16 protein-coding genes and 1 pseudogene are annotated in these 14,681 nt (G+C 63.1%); 11 read left to right on the top strand and 6 right to left on the bottom strand.

The annotated features are described in order from the left end of the window. Nucleotides 1-13 precede the first annotated feature (13 nt). From AC0V7N_RS11255 to AC0V7N_RS11245, 3 genes are all read right to left on the bottom strand, one after another. A complete protein-coding gene (locus tag AC0V7N_RS11255; protein WP_475457403.1) occupies nt 14-1,537 on the bottom strand; it encodes a tripartite tricarboxylate transporter permease in 1,524 nt (507 codons plus the stop codon). Nucleotides 1,538-1,541: 4 nt separating this feature from the next. Next, a complete protein-coding gene (locus AC0V7N_RS11250) occupies nt 1,542-2,078 on the bottom strand; it encodes a tripartite tricarboxylate transporter TctB family protein (protein WP_475457401.1) in 537 nt (178 codons plus the stop codon). A gap of 176 nt (nt 2,079-2,254) precedes the next feature. Then, nucleotides 2,255-3,232 (bottom strand): Bug family tripartite tricarboxylate transporter substrate binding protein, encoded by a 978-nt coding sequence (locus AC0V7N_RS11245; protein ID WP_475457399.1) that lies wholly within the window; start codon nt 3,230-3,232, stop codon nt 2,255-2,257. A 185-nt stretch (nt 3,233-3,417) separates the two neighbouring features. Between AC0V7N_RS11245 and AC0V7N_RS11240 the strand changes: the two genes are divergently transcribed. The 3 genes and pseudogenes from AC0V7N_RS11240 to AC0V7N_RS11230 all read left to right on the top strand — a co-directional run bounded on the left by AC0V7N_RS11240 (nt 3,418) and on the right by AC0V7N_RS11230 (nt 6,955). Continuing rightward, a complete protein-coding gene (locus tag AC0V7N_RS11240) occupies nt 3,418-4,188 on the top strand; it encodes an IclR family transcriptional regulator (RefSeq protein ID WP_475457397.1) in 771 nt (256 codons plus the stop codon). A gap of 273 nt (nt 4,189-4,461) precedes the next feature. Then, a pseudogene (locus AC0V7N_RS11235) lies at nt 4,462-5,508 on the top strand (PAS domain-containing protein); the annotation flags it as partial. Nucleotides 5,509-5,686: 178 nt separating this feature from the next. Continuing rightward, a complete protein-coding gene (locus tag AC0V7N_RS11230; RefSeq protein ID WP_496627830.1) occupies nt 5,687-6,955 on the top strand; it encodes an EAL domain-containing protein in 1,269 nt (422 codons plus the stop codon). Between the two features lie 7 nt (nt 6,956-6,962). Here the strand turns inward: AC0V7N_RS11230 and AC0V7N_RS11225 are convergent, their stop codons facing one another. Then, nucleotides 6,963-7,502, bottom strand: coding sequence for a GNAT family N-acetyltransferase (locus tag AC0V7N_RS11225; RefSeq protein WP_475457395.1), 540 nt, complete (start codon nt 7,500-7,502; stop codon nt 6,963-6,965). A gap of 211 nt (nt 7,503-7,713) precedes the next feature. On the opposite strand from AC0V7N_RS11225, the gene AC0V7N_RS11220 reads away from it, so the two are divergent. Then, the gene (locus tag AC0V7N_RS11220) at nt 7,714-8,169 is read left to right on the top strand and encodes a DUF2214 family protein (RefSeq protein WP_475457393.1); all 456 of its coding nucleotides are present in this window, start codon (nt 7,714-7,716) and stop codon (nt 8,167-8,169) included. Here the strand turns inward: AC0V7N_RS11220 and nth are convergent. Further along, nucleotides 8,166-8,969: an endonuclease III gene (gene nth / locus AC0V7N_RS11215; protein WP_496627829.1), complete on the bottom strand. Its 804-nt coding sequence runs from the start codon at nt 8,967-8,969 to the stop codon at nt 8,166-8,168. The genes AC0V7N_RS11220 and nth overlap by 4 nt on opposite strands. A 22-nt stretch (nt 8,970-8,991) precedes the next feature. Between nth and AC0V7N_RS11210 the strand changes: the two genes are divergently transcribed. Then, nucleotides 8,992-9,483 (top strand): DUF2244 domain-containing protein, encoded by a 492-nt coding sequence (locus AC0V7N_RS11210; RefSeq protein WP_475457389.1) that lies wholly within the window; start codon nt 8,992-8,994, stop codon nt 9,481-9,483. A gap of 285 nt (nt 9,484-9,768) precedes the next feature. On the opposite strand, the gene AC0V7N_RS11205 is transcribed toward AC0V7N_RS11210, so the two are convergent. After that, entirely contained in the window at nt 9,769-10,584 is an 816-nt protein-coding gene (locus AC0V7N_RS11205) for a class I SAM-dependent methyltransferase (RefSeq protein WP_475457387.1), read from the bottom strand. 115 nt (nt 10,585-10,699) lie between these two features. On the opposite strand from AC0V7N_RS11205, the gene AC0V7N_RS11200 reads away from it, so the two are divergent. The 6 genes from AC0V7N_RS11200 (at nt 10,700) to AC0V7N_RS11175 (ending at nt 14,681) form a co-directional block, all read left to right on the top strand. Further along, the gene (locus AC0V7N_RS11200) at nt 10,700-11,578 is read left to right on the top strand and encodes a methylated-DNA--[protein]-cysteine S-methyltransferase (RefSeq protein WP_475457385.1); all 879 of its coding nucleotides are present in this window, start codon (nt 10,700-10,702) and stop codon (nt 11,576-11,578) included. Between the two features lie 212 nt (nt 11,579-11,790). Continuing rightward, a complete protein-coding gene (locus tag AC0V7N_RS11195; protein ID WP_475457383.1) occupies nt 11,791-12,261 on the top strand; it encodes a hypothetical protein in 471 nt (156 codons plus the stop codon). Between the two features lie 62 nt (nt 12,262-12,323). Continuing rightward, nucleotides 12,324-12,674 (top strand): hypothetical protein, encoded by a 351-nt coding sequence (locus AC0V7N_RS11190; RefSeq protein WP_475460277.1) that lies wholly within the window; start codon nt 12,324-12,326, stop codon nt 12,672-12,674. Beyond that, nucleotides 12,641-13,165: a hypothetical protein gene (locus tag AC0V7N_RS11185; protein WP_475457380.1), complete on the top strand. Its 525-nt coding sequence runs from the start codon at nt 12,641-12,643 to the stop codon at nt 13,163-13,165. The genes AC0V7N_RS11190 and AC0V7N_RS11185 overlap by 34 nt, the downstream gene beginning before the upstream one ends. Further along, entirely contained in the window at nt 13,140-13,622 is a 483-nt protein-coding gene (locus AC0V7N_RS11180) for a hypothetical protein (RefSeq protein ID WP_475457377.1), read from the top strand. Before AC0V7N_RS11185 ends, AC0V7N_RS11180 begins: the two co-directional genes overlap by 26 nt. Before the next feature lie 153 nt (nt 13,623-13,775). Further along, the gene (locus AC0V7N_RS11175; RefSeq protein ID WP_475457375.1) at nt 13,776-14,681 is read left to right on the top strand and encodes a ribokinase; all 906 of its coding nucleotides are present in this window, start codon (nt 13,776-13,778) and stop codon (nt 14,679-14,681) included.

Here is a 14,681-nt window from a genome sequence, read left to right as displayed (position 1 = left end):
CTCTTCTGATCGATCAGGCATCGCCCGGCACGTGCTCCGGTCCGCGCCGCCGGCGATGTTCGATGAAGGCCCAGATATGCGGCCCGGCGAGGCCGATGAAGGCGAGCGTCAGCAGCGTCAGCGACAGCTTGTGCGTATAAAACACCGACCAGTCGCCATTCGAGATGGTCATTGCCCGGCGGAACTGGGTTTCGGCGAGCGGCCCCAGGATCATGCCGATGATGACGGGCGCGGTCGGGAAGTCGAAGCGCCGCATCAGGAAGCCGGCCGCCCCCAGCAGATAGAGGATGACGAGGTCGATCGGTGACTGCGAGATGCCATAGGTGCCGACGGTAGCGAACACCAGGATGCCGGCATAGAGCTGCGGCGCCGGGATCTTCAACAGCCGCACCCACAGCCCGATCAGCGGCAGGTTGAGGATGACGAGGATGACGTTGGCGATGAACAGGCTGGCGATCAGGCCCCAGGCCAGGTCGGCCTGCGTCGTCAAAAGCAGCGGCCCCGGATTGATGCCGTAGCTCTGGAACGCCGACAGCATGATCGCCGCCGTCGCCGAGGTCGGCAGGCCAAGCGTCAGCATCGGCACCAGCACGCCGGCGGCGGACGCATTGTTGGCGGCCTCGGGACCGGCAACACCCTCGATGGCGCCGACCGTGCCGAATTCCTCCTTGTGCTTCGACAGCTTCTTCTCGATGGCGTAGGACAGGAAGGTCGGGATTTCGGCGCCGCCGGCCGGCATGGCGCCGATCGGGAAGCCGATCGCGGCCCCGCGCAGCCAGGCCTTCCATGAGCGGCCCCATTCGGCCGCGGTCATGTAGAGCGAACCTTTCAGCGGCACGATCTCGTCCTTGCCGGCATAGCGGCGCGAAGCCATGTAGAGCGTCTCGCCGACGGCGAACAGGCCAACGGCGGCGATGATGACGTCGACGCCGTCCAGCAGTTCGGTCGAGCCGAAGGTGAAGCGCGGCTGTCCGGTCTGCAGGTCGACGCCGATCATGCCGATGACGAAGCCGGCAAACAGGCTGGTGAGCCCCCGCACCGAGGACGAGCCGAGCACGGCCGAAACCGTGATGAAGGCCAGCACCATCAGCGAGAAATACTCGGCCGGGCCGAAAGCCAGGGCGAACTTGACCACCACCGGCGCCAGGAAGGCGACGCCCAGCGTGCCGATGGTACCGGCAACGAAGGAGCCAATCGCCGAGGTGGCAAGGGCGGCGCCGCCACGGCCGGAGCGCGCCATCTTGTTGCCTTCCAGCGCGGTGACGATGGTGGCGCTTTCGCCGGGCGTGTTGAGCAGGATCGACGTCGTCGAGCCGCCATACATGGCGCCGTAATAGATGCCGGCAAACAGGATGAAGGACGCTTCCGGCGCCACCTGATAGGTGATCGGCAGAAGCAGCGCGATGGTCAGCGCCGGCCCGAGACCGGGCAGCACGCCGATGGCGGTGCCGAGCGTGGTGCCGAGCAGGCACCACATCAGGTTCATCGGCGTGAAGGCGACCGAGAAGCCGTGCGCGAGATGGCCAAGCGTTTCCATGGCGTCAGCCTCCAAACGCGCCGATGATCGCATCGATCACCGTGTTCAACTGGTTCTCGATGAAACCGGCGCCGATGTTGACGCCAAGCGCCCTGGCGAAGCCGAAATAGGCGGCCAGCGCCAGGATAAGGCCGGTAAGCGCATCACGCAGCGTACGCTTGCTGCCGAAGCCATAGCAGACGAGAACGAACATGATGACCGATGCCGCGGTGAAGCCGAGCGGGCGGATAAGCAGCAGGTTGGCGACCAGGCCGATGACGACGAAACCCATCGCCTTCCAGTCGGTCGGCGTTTCCTTTTCCTCCTCCGGCTGCCAGCCGCCGCGAAACGCGGCGAGGATGAGCAGCAGGGACAGCACCACCAGGCCGACCATGGTGAGATAGGGGAAGACGGTCGGGCCAACCTTGGAATAGAGCGGCGACACCGGGATCGCCAGCGTCTGCCAGGCAACGGCGCCGGCACAGGCGAGAAGGCCGATGCCAACAAGCAATTCCGGCACGGCAAGGCGCGAGGGCGCCGCCGGCTGGTTAATGGTGCTCATGAATATCCTCCCCGATATGGTTAGCCCGCTATGGTTGGCCCCGTATGGTCAGCCAAGACAGCCGGCATGCCGCTGCCAGCTTTCACCGTACCTTCGCTCGTTGACCGGTCGCACTCCCTTGCGGTCGGCTGGAACTGAAAAATGGGGGACGGCTCGCACCGTCCCCCTAGGGAAAATCAGGCGAGACCGAGATCCTTGAGGATGGCTTCGATACGCGCCGAATCCTCGGCGACGAATTTCGCATAGTCGTCGCCGGTGAGCAGGATGGGCGTCCAGTTGCGGTTCTTGCACTCAGCGGCCCAGGCATCGCTCTTGGCCATGGTTTCGACCAGCGTGATCAGTGCCGCCTTGTCGGCGTCGGACACGCCGGGAGGCGCGAAGACCCCGCGCCAGTTGAACAGTTCGACATCAACGCCGGCTTCCTTCAGCGTCGGCGCGTCGATGCCGTCCTGGCGCTTGTCGGCCGAGATGGCGAGCAGCCTGAGCGCGCCGGCCTTGACCTGTTCGGAGAATTCGCCGAAGCCGGAGATGCCGGCCGCCACCTGGTTGCCGAGCAGCGCCGACAAGGCCTCGCCGCCGCCAGCGAACGGCACATAGGAAAGGCTGGTCGCCGGAACGCCGACGGTCTTGGCGATCAGGCCGAACAGGATGTGGTCGGAGCCACCGGCGGAACCGCCGGCCACGGGAACCTTCGTCGGATCGGCCTTGAGCGCGGCGACGAAATCGGCGGCGGTCTTGAATGGCGACTCCGCCGGCACCACCAGGGCCTCGAACTCACCGGTGAGGCGGGCGATCGGCGTGACCTGCGTCAGATTGTTGGCAGCCTTGTTGGCGATGATGGCGCCGACCATGACCATGCCGGCAACCATCAGCGAATTGCCCTTGCCGTTCCATTGGCTGATGAATTGCGGCAGCCCGACCGTGCCGCCGGCGCCGCCGACATTGGTGATCTGCGAGCCGGAGATCAGCTTCTCGCTGCGCAGCACCTGATCCATGGTGCGCCCTGTCTGGTCCCAGCCGCCGCCGGGTGCCGCCGGCACGAAAATCTGGATCTGCGGTGCGCCTTCGGCGAAAGCGGGCGTGAGATGAAGTCCTGCAAGGCCGGCAGCGCCCGCCGCCGCCGTGCTCATCAAAAATCTGCGTCTGTTCAGCATGGGATTCCTCCAGATCACGACACCTCCTCCGGTGCCTGCCAAACGCGCCTGCATTCACAGACCCGTGATCGAGTTCAAGCAGATGTTACCGAGTTCTGTCAACGGGAACGATATTCTGCTAGACAGAACGGTCCAGTGGCGCGACAGAGTGGCTCCGCTCGGGCTTCTCCGAACTGGGAATTGCGATGGACTTACCAAGCAGATCGACTGACGCAGAAAACCGGCGCGCGTCCGCTGACGGTGTTGCTGCACTTGATCGGGCGATCGCCATCCTCGATGCCTTCACCACGGCCGACCGCTCACTCAGCCTGGCCGAAATCGCGGCGCGTACCGGCCTCTACAAGAGCACGATCCTGCGGCTGGCGAATTCGCTGCTGCACGGGCAGCTGCTCGAGCGCCTGGCCGACGGACGCTACCGGGTCGGGCCAGCCGCCTTTCGGCTCGGCGCGCTCTATCAGCGTTCGGTCGTGGCGGTCGATATCCTGTTGCCGATCATGCGCGACCTTTCCGAGCACAGTTGGGAGAGTGTTGCCTTCTATGTCCGCTCGGGCGACGTCCGCACCTGCCTCTATCGTGTCGAATCCAAGCATCCGATCCGCTACACGATACGCGAGGGCGACGTATTGCCTCTGCTTGTCGGCTCCGGCGGACGCGTGCTCGCAGCGTTTTCCGGCCAGCCGGGCGAACCCTACGAGACCATCCGCAGAACCTGCAATTGCCTCGCCGTGGGTGACCGCGACCCCGACACGGCAGGCGTCTCGGCGCCGGTATTCGGGCCGGGACGCGTGCTGCTTGGCGCCTTGACGCTGGCTGGTCCGAGTTCGCGCGTCGACGCTGCCTTCCTTCAGCGCATGAAACGTCCGCTGCTCGAGGCGGCGGCTCGCGCCACGCGTGCGTTCGGCGAAGACGCCTCGTTGCTGGAGCAAGCCAGTCTTGCCGCGGAGGCTCCGCCCTAGCTCCCATGGTTGCGGCCCGGAAGGCTAGATAAATTTCAAATACAAATTGATCAAACTTGAAGCAATTGCTTGACGCAGCGTAATATTCGGCTCGCTTGTGGAAAGGATCGGTTTTGTAAAAAAGGGAATTATTTATTCGCTGTTAAGCCCGCCCGTGATAACCGGATTGTTGTCGCCATCTGAGCGACATGAGGGAAGAACAGCGTCTTAAACCGACGGGTGTAACAAGTCGGACAGACGCGCTGACAGGATCATGGCCCGTCCGTGAATTCGATGAAGCTGTCATCGAGGAACGCCAGCCCCCGTCTTCTCGGGATCGTCTGGCCGTTCATCGCCGTCGTCCTCATCCAGGCGCTGGTCGCCAGCCTCAGCCTCTACACGCTTTCGGCGGTACGCGCCTATGTCGGCGGCGAGAGCCAATGGTCCAAGGGGCAAAAGCACGCCATCTATTTCCTCAGCCTTTATGCGGACACCGGCAATGAAGAGTTCTTCAGCGAGTATCGCGAAGCGATCGCCGTTCCGCTGGCCGACCGCTCGGCCCGCCTGGCACTTGAGCAGCCCGAGCCCGACACTGAAGCGGCGCGCGCCGGCTTTCTGCAGGGCAGAAACCATCCGGACGACGTTGCCGGGATGATCTGGCTGTTCCAGAATTTCCGCAGCTTCATCTATCTCGACACAGCTATCCGCCACTGGACCGCCGCCGACACGATGATCCTCGCCATCCGGCAGCTCGGCGACGCGATGCACGCGACGTTGAGCAAGGGGCAGGCGTCACCGGCTGAGATCAACGCCTGGAAGACGGATATCCATCAGCTGGATCGTCAGATCAGCCCTCTTTCCAAGGCCTTCTCGGACAGTCTTGGCGAGGGATCGCGCTTCATCCGCGTGCTGCTCACATTTGCCAATCTCGTCACCGCCGCCTTGCTGATCCTGCTTGCCGTGTGGCGCACACGCAAGCTCCTGGCGCAGCGCCAGGCCTTCCAGCTGGCGCTCAATACCGAGCGCGAGCGCGCCCAGATCACCCTGGCTTCGATCGGCCAGGCCGTGATCAGCACCGGGGCTGACGGACGGCTGGACTATATGAACGCGGTCGCCGAGAAATTGTTGGCATGCCCGTTCAGCGGCGCCAAGGGCAAACCGATCGCTTCGCTGTTCCGGCTGGTGGACAAAGACACCAGCGTTGAAGAACCCCGACTGATTGAATGCCTGCTCGCCGGCGAACCGCGCCGTTCCAGCGCCCGTCCGCAATTGCTGCAGCGGCCGGACGGCTCTGTTGTTCCCGTCGCGCTGACCGGCGCGCCCCTGCTCGTTTCCGGTGAAGTCGTCGGCGCGGTGCTCGCCTTCCACGACATGACGCGCGAAGAGGACTATATCGAGCGGCTTTCATGGCAGGCTTCGCATGACGCGTTGACCGGGCTCGCCAACCGGCGCGATTTCGAAAGCCGGCTCGAAAAGGACGATCGTCGAATTGCAGGGCCAGCCCCGGCAGCACGCCTTGATGTATCTCGATCTCGACCAGTTCAAGCTGGTCAACGATACCTGTGGCCATGCCGCGGGCGACCAGTTGCTGCGCCAGATCTCCGCGCTGCTGACCCACGAATTGCGACCGGGAGACGTGCTGGCCAGGCTGGGCGGCGACGAATTCGGCGTGCTGCTCATTGATTGCGATGCCGGCGGCGCCGCCGACATCGCCGAACGGCTGCGCGCGGCCGTGCAAGACCTGCATTTCGCCTGGGACCACAGGCCTTTCAACACCAGCGTCAGCATCGGCATGGTGCAGATCGCCGATGCGCAAGTGACGATCGAGGAAGCGCTGCGGGCCGCCGACGTCGCTTGCTACATGGCCAAGGAAAAGGGCCGCAACCGCGTCCAGATCCACAGCGACGGTGACATGGCCTTGCGCGAGCGTTTCGGCGAGATGGCCTGGGTGCAGCGCCTGCACGCCGCCTTGGAGCAAAACCGCTTCAGGCTCCATGCCCAGGAAATCTGGCCGCTCAACGACGACGCCGCCGAGGCGGGAGCGCATATCGAAATCCTGTTGCGGCTGACCGACGAAGACGGCAGCTTCGTCACCCCACAGAGCTTCATTCCGGCGGCCGAGCGTTACGGCCTGATGCCGTCGATCGACCGCTGGGTGGTGCGCAACACCTTCTGCGTCCTGGCCGCACGGCAAGCCGATCCGCGCACGCCGCCGATCACGACATGCGCCATCAATCTTTCCGGCGCGACTTTCGGCGACGAGACCTTTCTCGGCTTCCTGCGCGAGCAGTTCCTCATCCATGGCATTTCGCCGGCCGTGATCTGCCTGGAGATCACCGAAACCAGCGCCATCGCCAATCTCACCAGCGCCATGCGCTTCATTGCCGATCTGCGCGGACTGGGCTGTCGCTTCGCGCTCGACGATTTCGGCTCCGGCATGTCATCCTTCGCCTATCTCAAGCACCTGCCGGTCGACTACCTCAAGATCGACGGCAGCTTCGTCAAGGACATGGTGGAGGATCGCATCGACCGTGCCATGGTCGAGATGATTCACCACATCGGCAAGGTCATGGGCAAGCGCACCATCGCCGAGTTCGTCGAGAACGACGGCATCATCGCCGCCCTGAAGACGATCGGCGTCGACTATGCCCAAGGCTATGGGATCGCCAGACCGAAGCCTTTCGATGCCTCGACGGTGCTGCTCGGCCCGGGCGTCAAATCGGCCGCGGCCGAAGCCGCCGATCCGTGGACCGACCTTGCGCGCAAGCTGCGCCGCAAGGCCGGCTGAAGCGCGCTCAGGGCCGCCGCTCCAGCAGGATGGTCGGGGCATCGTGATAGAGGGTCCGCGTCACCTCGCTGTAGCCGCACTTCCTGGCGACACTCTGTGAAGCCGTATTTTCCGGATCGATAATGCAGACGGTTTTGGCACGTCCGAAAGTCTCGTCGCCCCAGACATGCACGCGGCTGACGATCTCGGTGGCAAGGCCGGCACCGTGCACGGCCGGCGCCAGCGCCCATCCCGCCTCGGGAATGCCTTCGATCGACGGTTCCATGTCGCGCTTTAGGTCGTGAAAGCCGGCCTCGCCGACGAAGCGGCCTGTCGCCTTCTCCTCGATCGCCCAGAAGCCGTAGCCCAGCAGCGACCACAGGCCGGCGTGACGCAGGAAGCGCATCCAGCTTTCTTCGCGCGTGCGCGGCTTGCCGCCGATGAAGCGGGTGACGACCGGGTCGGCCCACATGGCGACATAGGCGTCGAAATCGTCCAGCCGGTGCGCCCGCAGGATGGTTCGCTGCGTCTCGATGACGGGGGCGACGGTCACTTGGCGGTTGTTCATGGGATTTGCCTCGCTGATGGTGTCCGCGCTTAGCAAATCGCCCCCGCGATGCAAGGGCCAGCAGAAGATGCGCCATCATCCAGAACCGCAATGTGCAATGTTCTGCAGTGAGAAATCCGTTCGACGATGTTATCTTTTCGGCAGGCTGATTCAGCACGTCGCGACGCGCCTTTTTCAGACGCGGCTGGTGCTCAAACCCAAGGGAGAAAACATGGACACGACCGACCTTGTGCTTGCCATTGTCCATCATCTGCTGGTGTTTTCCCTGGCAGGGATCATCGGCGCCGAATTCGTGCTGATCCGCGGCGACCTGCCCGCTGTGACGCTCAAGCGGCTCGCCGGCATCGACCGTCACTATGGCATCATCGCCGCGCTCATCATCATCGTCGGCATCGGCCGTGTCTTCTGGGGCCTCAAGGGCTGGGAGTTCTATGTCTACAACTGGGTGTTCTGGGCCAAGATGGCGGCGTTCGGCATTGTCGGCCTGCTGTCGATCATCCCGACTATCCGTTTCATTTCCTGGAACCGTCAGGCCGGCGCCAATCCCTCCTTCACTGTACCGGCGAGCGAACTGGCCTCGGTGAAGACCTATATTCGCGCCGAGGCCTTCGTCTTCCTGCTGATCCCGGTCTTCGCGGCGGCGATGGCGCGCGGTTACGGCTACTAATCGTCTGCGGCAATCACTTCGATCGGAGCAATCTCCACCAGCGGCGCCGGGACGCTGGTCGTCTTCTCCTCGGCCTTGCAGATGTCGGCGATGACGCAGGCCGGACAATCCGGCTTGCGTGCCTTGCAGACATAACGGCCATGCAGGATCAGCCAGTGATGCGCATGGCGCATATATTCGTCCGGAATGATCCTCAGCAGCCCCTGCTCGACCTGTTCGGGCGTCTTGCCAGGCGCCAGGCCGAGCCGGTTGCCGATGCGGAAGATGTGCGTGTCGACCGCCATCGTATGCTGGCCGAAGGCCATGTTGAGCACGACATTGGCGGTCTTGCGCCCGACTCCGGGCAGCTTGACCAATTCATCGCGGTCGTCGGGCACCGCGCCGCCATGGTCGCGGATCAGCGCCTCGGATAACGCGACCACATTCTTGGCCTTGTTGCGCCACAGCCCAATGGTCCGGATGTAGTCGCCGACCTTGGCCTCACCCAGCGCCAGCATCTTCTGCGGCGTGTCGGCCGCCTTGAACAGCGGCCGCGTCGCCTTGTTGACGCCGGCATCGGTCGCTTGCGCCGAAAGCACCACCGCCACCAGCAGCGTGAAGGCGTTGACATGTTCGAGCTCGCCCTTCGGCTCCGGCCGCTGCACCGAAAAGCGCCGGAAAATCTCATGCACTTCGGCCGGACTGTAGCGCGAAGTCCGCCGCACCGGCCGTGGACGCGGTTTGGCATTCGAACCATCGCGCCGGCCGGCCGGCAGCTCTTTTTCGGGCATGGAAGAATCTTTGGACTTGGGGCTCGCCATTTCCCTCCTATAATATCCTGTCATGAGCGACACAAACGCCTCGTTTCGGGCTGACGAGCCCTTCTTTCACGCATTGCTGACCCCACACCGGTCGCTGGGCAAGACGGGCTTCCTGGTCCTGATGGGCGCGCTGCTGTTCGGCTGGCTGGTGACCGGCGCGTTTTTCCTGTCGCGTGGCGCCTGGCCGGTGTTCGGCTTCTTCGGCCTCGACGTCATCGCCGTCTACATCGCCTTCCGTGCCAACTATCGCGCCGCCCGCGCCCGCGAGGAAGTGTCGGTCTCCCGCACCAGCCTCGACATCCGCAAGACAGCCCCTTCCGGGAAATCGGAAGCGCATCGCTTCAATCCGTTCTGGGCACGGTTTTCGGTCGCCCGGCACGCCGAGATCGGCATCACCAAAATGACGGTTGAAGGCCAAGGCCAGAACGTGCCGATCGGCGGCTTTCTCGACCCCGAGTCCCGCGAGAGTTTTGCGACGGCCTTTTCGCGCGCGCTGGCAAAAGCCAAGTCTTGACTTGGAGATTTAGTTATTTTTTGTTTCCATCGAAATTAAATAAGATGGGAGATTGCAATGATAGATCGTTATACGAAATCGATTCTAACGCTGATCGGGATCATGTTGTGTGTGATTTCAATTCAGCTCTCGTTCCGAGACGCAGTGGCTCAAAATAGAAATTGCGGCGGATCGGCAGAGGAGGCATGTTTCGTTACCACTCAGCCCGTCTCAAGAAATATAGGGGTTGATACAACCTGGCTGAGGGTAATCACCAGGCAATAAATGTTTGGACAAACTATCTGCTCAAAACCTGTACCGCAAAAGCCTGCCGACCTTGCGCAACGCCGGAATGTGTTTCCACAGCCGAACGAACAGTTTGGCGGACCAGCCCATGCGGGCGGCATGTTCAGGCTTGTAGGCGGAAATATCCTCGACGAAGCGCAGCTTTGGGACCGCCAGTTCCAGTTCGTGCGGATCGTCGATCGCCCAGTGAACCTCGGCGCCCGTTGCCTTGATGGTCGGATTGAGTCGAAGCAGCGTCAGCCCGAAACGGCTGTAGGCATCGAACATCAGCTCGCCGCCGGCAAGATGCGAGACAAGCCGCGAAACCAGGCGCAGCCCTTCGTCGGCGGGCAGATAGGGTGTCAGCCCCTCCGCCACCACGATGGCCGGGCGGTTGCGGGGCACTCCGGCCAGCCAGCCGGGCTCGGTCACCGACGAAGCAATGAGGTGGTAATGGTCGCGGGACGGGTAAAGCTTGCGCCTGAGGTCGATGACCTGGGGATAGTCGACATCGAACCAGTCCACGCCTGGTGGCGGATCGACACGGAAGATGCGCGTGTCGAGCCCGCAACCCAGATGCAATACGATGGCGCGGGGATTTCTGGCCAGAAAATCCTCAACACGAACGTCCAGTGTCTTGGCCCGGATCGCCAGGCCAATGCCGAGATTCTCGTCGACCTTGAGCCTCGCAAAATCATAGTCGATCTTGCGTACCGCCTCGTCGGCGAAGTGATCCCCAAGCAGCGACTGCGGCAGCCGGCTCTCCAGCGCCTTGCCGTAGAGCGTCATCAGCAAGGTTTCCTTTGCCCCGGTCAGATGCACTTTCTCGCCAGCCATGAGTGACTCCGGGGCTCGCAATCGGAGTCTATCTGGGCATGCGCGGCAAGAAGGCAAGTTTCGGGTGGCGAACGGCGCCCCAAGGGGCGATATTCCTGGTCAAGGAGACAGTTCGATGAGCACACAGACAGCAGTCCTCAAAAAGGACATCACGCCGCAAGGCAGCGACTACGAGATCGTGCGCCGCGCCATCGAGAAGATCAGCCTCGACTATCGCGATCAGCCTTCGCTGGAAGAACTGGCCGAAGAGGTCGGTGAAACCCCGACCGGCCTGCAAAAGCTCTTCACCCGCTGGGCCGGCCTGTCGCCCAAGGCCTTCCTGCAGGCGGTGACGCTCGACCACGCCCGCCGGCTGCTCGATTCCGGCATGCCCTTGCTTGAAACCTCGTTCGAACTGGGCATGTCCGGTCCCGGCCGGCTGCATGATCTGTTCGTCACCCATGAGGCGATGTCGCCGGGCGACTACAAGACGCGCGGTGCCGGGCTGACCATCCGCTACGGCTATCACCCCTCGCCGTTCGGCACCGCCCTGATCATGGCCACCGACCGTGGGCTTGCCGGCCTCGCCTTCAGCGACCCGGGCGAAGAACGTGCGTCGTTCGCCGACATGTCCAGCCGCTGGCCAAACGCCATCTATGTCGAGGATATGACTGCCACCGGGCCCTACGCCGCGCGCATCTTCGACCAGTCACTGTGGCGCCCCGACCAGCCGCTGCATGTCGTCATGATCGGCACCGACTTCCAGGTTCGCGTCTGGGAGGCGCTGCTGCAGATTCCGATGGGCAAGGCCCGCACCTATTCCTCGATCGCCGCCAGCATCGGCGCACCAAGCGCCAGCCGCGCGGTCGGTGCCGCCAATGGCGCCAACCCGCTCTCTTTCGTGGTGCCTTGCCATCGCGCCATCGGCAAGTCCGGCGACCTCACAGGCTATCACTGGGGGTTAACCCGCAAGCGCGCCATCCTGGGCTGGGAGGCGGGGCAAGTGTCGTCCTGAATATCGATTTTCCACCGAAGAAATTTACAAATCTTGATCGGAGAAAAGTATTACTTGGATTCTATCTGAAATTCAGGGCACAACCGGGGACAACCTTCGGTTCTTTATAGAATGTTATTTCGGCGCATTATTTAAGTTTACGCTAAATTAACCACGATAAAGCGATCATGACTCATATTAATTCGGGCAATCCGACTTAATAGGAGGTCTCGATGAAGCTGTTGCGCACCGCCTTCGGTGCAGCCTTGCTGGTCGCATGTCTGGACAAGCCTGCGTTGGCCACAACGCAGAATGTCATTTTCAATGGCACGATCACCCCGACCTGCACGCTTGTCATTGCCACCAATGGCACGATGACGGTCAGTCCCGACCTCCAGACCCTCAGCTCCCACAACAGCGGCGGCTCGGCCGGAACCGTCACGCTGACGACGACAGGCGGCGTATCGCTGAGCGTCGATCCTGTTACCACCACGACGGTGCCGTCGGCTGACACGACATCGACTACCTGGACACCAACCTACTCCTCCGCCGGTGCGCACTCCATCGTCGAGACCGGCTCGGCGACCGCCATCAGCACACCCGGCGCCGACCTTGTCTCGGTCCATCTCGCCGGCACCAAGGGCGGCAGCAACCGCTTCGCCAACGGAAACTATCAGGCAACGGTAACGCTTCGCTGCGAGTAGCGTTCGGGAAGGAGGCATCCTTGACACTTTTTGGAACCCTGGCGACGGCGCTGGCCGTCGGCATGATCCCTGTTGCCGCTGCGGCCCAGTCGATGTCGCCGATGCGCGGTGAGGTCAACAGTTTCACCGACGTCTTCGCGGTTCGCGTCTTCCCGGCCAATCCATACGACCAGAAGATCAAGGTCGAAATCCACGTCTACGACCAGGATTTTCAGCCGGTGGACGCCAGGATCTCTCCGAGTGTGTTCCAACTGGGGTCCCAGGCCTCCCGTCCTGTCCTTGTGGTCGTGCCCTTCGGCGGCGCTGCCGAGCGTAAAGTGCGTATCTGTACCGAAAGCATCCCCTTCCCCAATCAACAGACGCAGATAAGGGCACAGATATGCGGAAAGTTTTTTGGGCACCGCAAGTCCTGACGCTGGCACTCGCGGTTGCTGTGACAGGCACCGTTCCAACCCAGGCCCAGGACCAGATCTACAATCTCAACCAGAACGAGAACGGCTTCAATTTGCCCGGTGTCACCTTGCCCCAGGGCCAAGACGAGGTCCATGCCGCGGACGGCACCACTTGCCGTTCCGCCGTTTCTGGTTCCGGTGCCTATGTCGATCTCGGCGTTATCAGAGGCAACAACCAGACGGACAATGGCGTCGCCACCTACGGCCGGGTGGTGATCCCGATCGGGCGTACGCCGAAGCGTCTCGACTGCAGCCGGCTGTACGAACTTGAGGTCCAGCGCCTGCAGCTGGAGCTGAAACTGCTCAAAATGGGCCTCGGCGGCGACGGCCAGACGGCGAGCGTGGCCGCCGGTGCTCCCGCCACCGCGGCCGCAGCATCACCTGGATGGGCCAACGAAGGCTGGAGCATCAGGACCGGGAATAGCAATGGCAAGAAAAAGAAGAAGAAATAGCCGCGCACTGCTTGCGATGGCTGCACTTGCCGGCTTCTGCCTTCCGGCGCAAGCTGCAATCATCGGCACCTGCACCATCATGGTCGGGCCATCGGGAACGATGAAGGCAAATCCCGCCATCAATATACTTGGCTCCAAGCAGGCCGGCGGATCCAGCGCCAGCGCCACTATCGTGGCAAGCTCCTTGCTGTGCTCGATACTTAACTTGCTTGACTGCTATTCGGTTTCGGCGCCGGCGCCTGCCGCATTCTCGTCGGCGCCGAGCGGCGGCGGCACCAATGTGACCTTCGCCTCGGTCTTCCGCCTCGACGGCTCGGGGGTCGATATCAACGGCAGCGTGCCGCAAAGGGTCGTCAACGGCACCCACCCCATGCAAGTCGATCTCACCGCCACCAAGTCGAGCGGTATCTTTCCTGCCGGCACCTATCAGGGCACCGTCACCGTGCGCTGTGAATAGGCACGACGCCACAAATTGGGCTGGACCATTCGCGTGGTCTGGCAAGCCGAGGCCTTACGGGTTAGCTTCCCGCGCGATTGGAAAGCCCTGCGTTCGCCCGAACGCTCTGTGGACGTTCCAACAGTTTGAATTTGTGCCGGCAGGAGGCCTTGCTTGATTATCGTCATCGGCTCGATCAACCTCGACCTTATCGCCAAAGTCGACCGCCTGCCGACCCCCGGCGAAACGGTGAGCGGCTCCGGTTTCGCCACCGCGCCTGGCGGCAAGGGCGCCAACCAGGCGCTGGCCGCCGCACGCGCCGGTGTCCCTGTGCGCATGGTCGGCGCCGTCGGCAAGGACAGTTTCGCCGCTGAGGCGCTGGCATTGCTGCGCGAGGCCAAGGTCGATCTGTCGGGCGTCGGCGAAACCTTTGCCTCGACCGGCACGGCGCTGATCATGGTCGGCGACGACGGCGAGAACATCATCGCCGTGGTTCCCGGCGCCAATGCTTCCGTGGTGCCCGGCGACCTCTCCAAGGCCTTTCTGAAAAAGGGCGATGTCGTGCTTTTGCAGCACGAGATCCCGCTGGCGACCGTAGACGCCGCACTCGACCAGGCACGGGCGGCCGGCGCCATCACCGTGCTCAACACCGCGCCTTTCCAGGGCGATGCGGCGGCTTTCCTCAGTAAGGCCGATTATGCCGTCGCCAACGAAACCGAATTCGACCTCTATGGCGAGGCGCTGGCGTTGAAGGGCCGCGACCGGGCGGCACGCATGCGCGACTTCGCCGCGAAAACCGGCCGCACCATCGTCGTCACGCTCGGCGGCGACGGCGTGATGGCGGCGACGCCGGGCGATTTCCTGACCGTTGCGGCCATGAAGATCACGCCTGTCGACACGGTCGGCGCCGGCGACACCTTTTGCGGCTACTTCGCTGCCGGCCTGTCGTCCGGCCTTGCGCTCGACAAGGCCCTGGCGCGCGCCGGTGCGGCCGGCTCGCTTGCATGCCTGAAGCCTGGCGCTCAACCAGCGATCCCATTGGCCAGGGATGTCGATCAGGCCTTGCAGGAAGCCCGCTGA

The organism is Mesorhizobium kamtschaticum (assembly GCF_056174585.1).
The sequence above is the reverse complement of the archived record's forward strand: the minus strand, read 5'-3'. Positions and strand labels throughout refer to the sequence as shown.

Excerpts from the sequence above, each read along its gene's own strand:
- AC0V7N_RS11255 (WP_475457403.1), bottom strand. The coding sequence starts at position 1,537 with ATGGAAACGCTTGGCCATCTCGCGCACGGCTTCTCGGTCGCCTTCACG.
- AC0V7N_RS11250 (WP_475457401.1), bottom strand. The coding sequence starts at position 2,078 with ATGAGCACCATTAACCAGCCGGCGGCGCCCTCGCGCCTTGCCGTGCCG.
- AC0V7N_RS11245 (WP_475457399.1), bottom strand. The coding sequence starts at position 3,232 with ATGCTGAACAGACGCAGATTTTTGATGAGCACGGCGGCGGCGGGCGCT.
- AC0V7N_RS11240 (WP_475457397.1), top strand. The coding sequence starts at position 3,418 with ATGGACTTACCAAGCAGATCGACTGACGCAGAAAACCGGCGCGCGTCC.
- AC0V7N_RS11230 (WP_496627830.1), top strand. The coding sequence starts at position 5,687 with ATGTATCTCGATCTCGACCAGTTCAAGCTGGTCAACGATACCTGTGGC.
- AC0V7N_RS11225 (WP_475457395.1), bottom strand. The coding sequence starts at position 7,502 with ATGAACAACCGCCAAGTGACCGTCGCCCCCGTCATCGAGACGCAGCGA.
- AC0V7N_RS11220 (WP_475457393.1), top strand. The coding sequence starts at position 7,714 with ATGGACACGACCGACCTTGTGCTTGCCATTGTCCATCATCTGCTGGTG.
- nth (WP_496627829.1), bottom strand. The coding sequence starts at position 8,969 with ATGGCGAGCCCCAAGTCCAAAGATTCTTCCATGCCCGAAAAAGAGCTG.
- AC0V7N_RS11210 (WP_475457389.1), top strand. The coding sequence starts at position 8,992 with ATGAGCGACACAAACGCCTCGTTTCGGGCTGACGAGCCCTTCTTTCAC.
- AC0V7N_RS11205 (WP_475457387.1), bottom strand. The coding sequence starts at position 10,584 with ATGGCTGGCGAGAAAGTGCATCTGACCGGGGCAAAGGAAACCTTGCTG.
- AC0V7N_RS11200 (WP_475457385.1), top strand. The coding sequence starts at position 10,700 with ATGAGCACACAGACAGCAGTCCTCAAAAAGGACATCACGCCGCAAGGC.
- AC0V7N_RS11195 (WP_475457383.1), top strand. The coding sequence starts at position 11,791 with ATGAAGCTGTTGCGCACCGCCTTCGGTGCAGCCTTGCTGGTCGCATGT.
- AC0V7N_RS11190 (WP_475460277.1), top strand. The coding sequence starts at position 12,324 with ATGATCCCTGTTGCCGCTGCGGCCCAGTCGATGTCGCCGATGCGCGGT.
- AC0V7N_RS11185 (WP_475457380.1), top strand. The coding sequence starts at position 12,641 with ATGCGGAAAGTTTTTTGGGCACCGCAAGTCCTGACGCTGGCACTCGCG.
- AC0V7N_RS11180 (WP_475457377.1), top strand. The coding sequence starts at position 13,140 with ATGGCAAGAAAAAGAAGAAGAAATAGCCGCGCACTGCTTGCGATGGCT.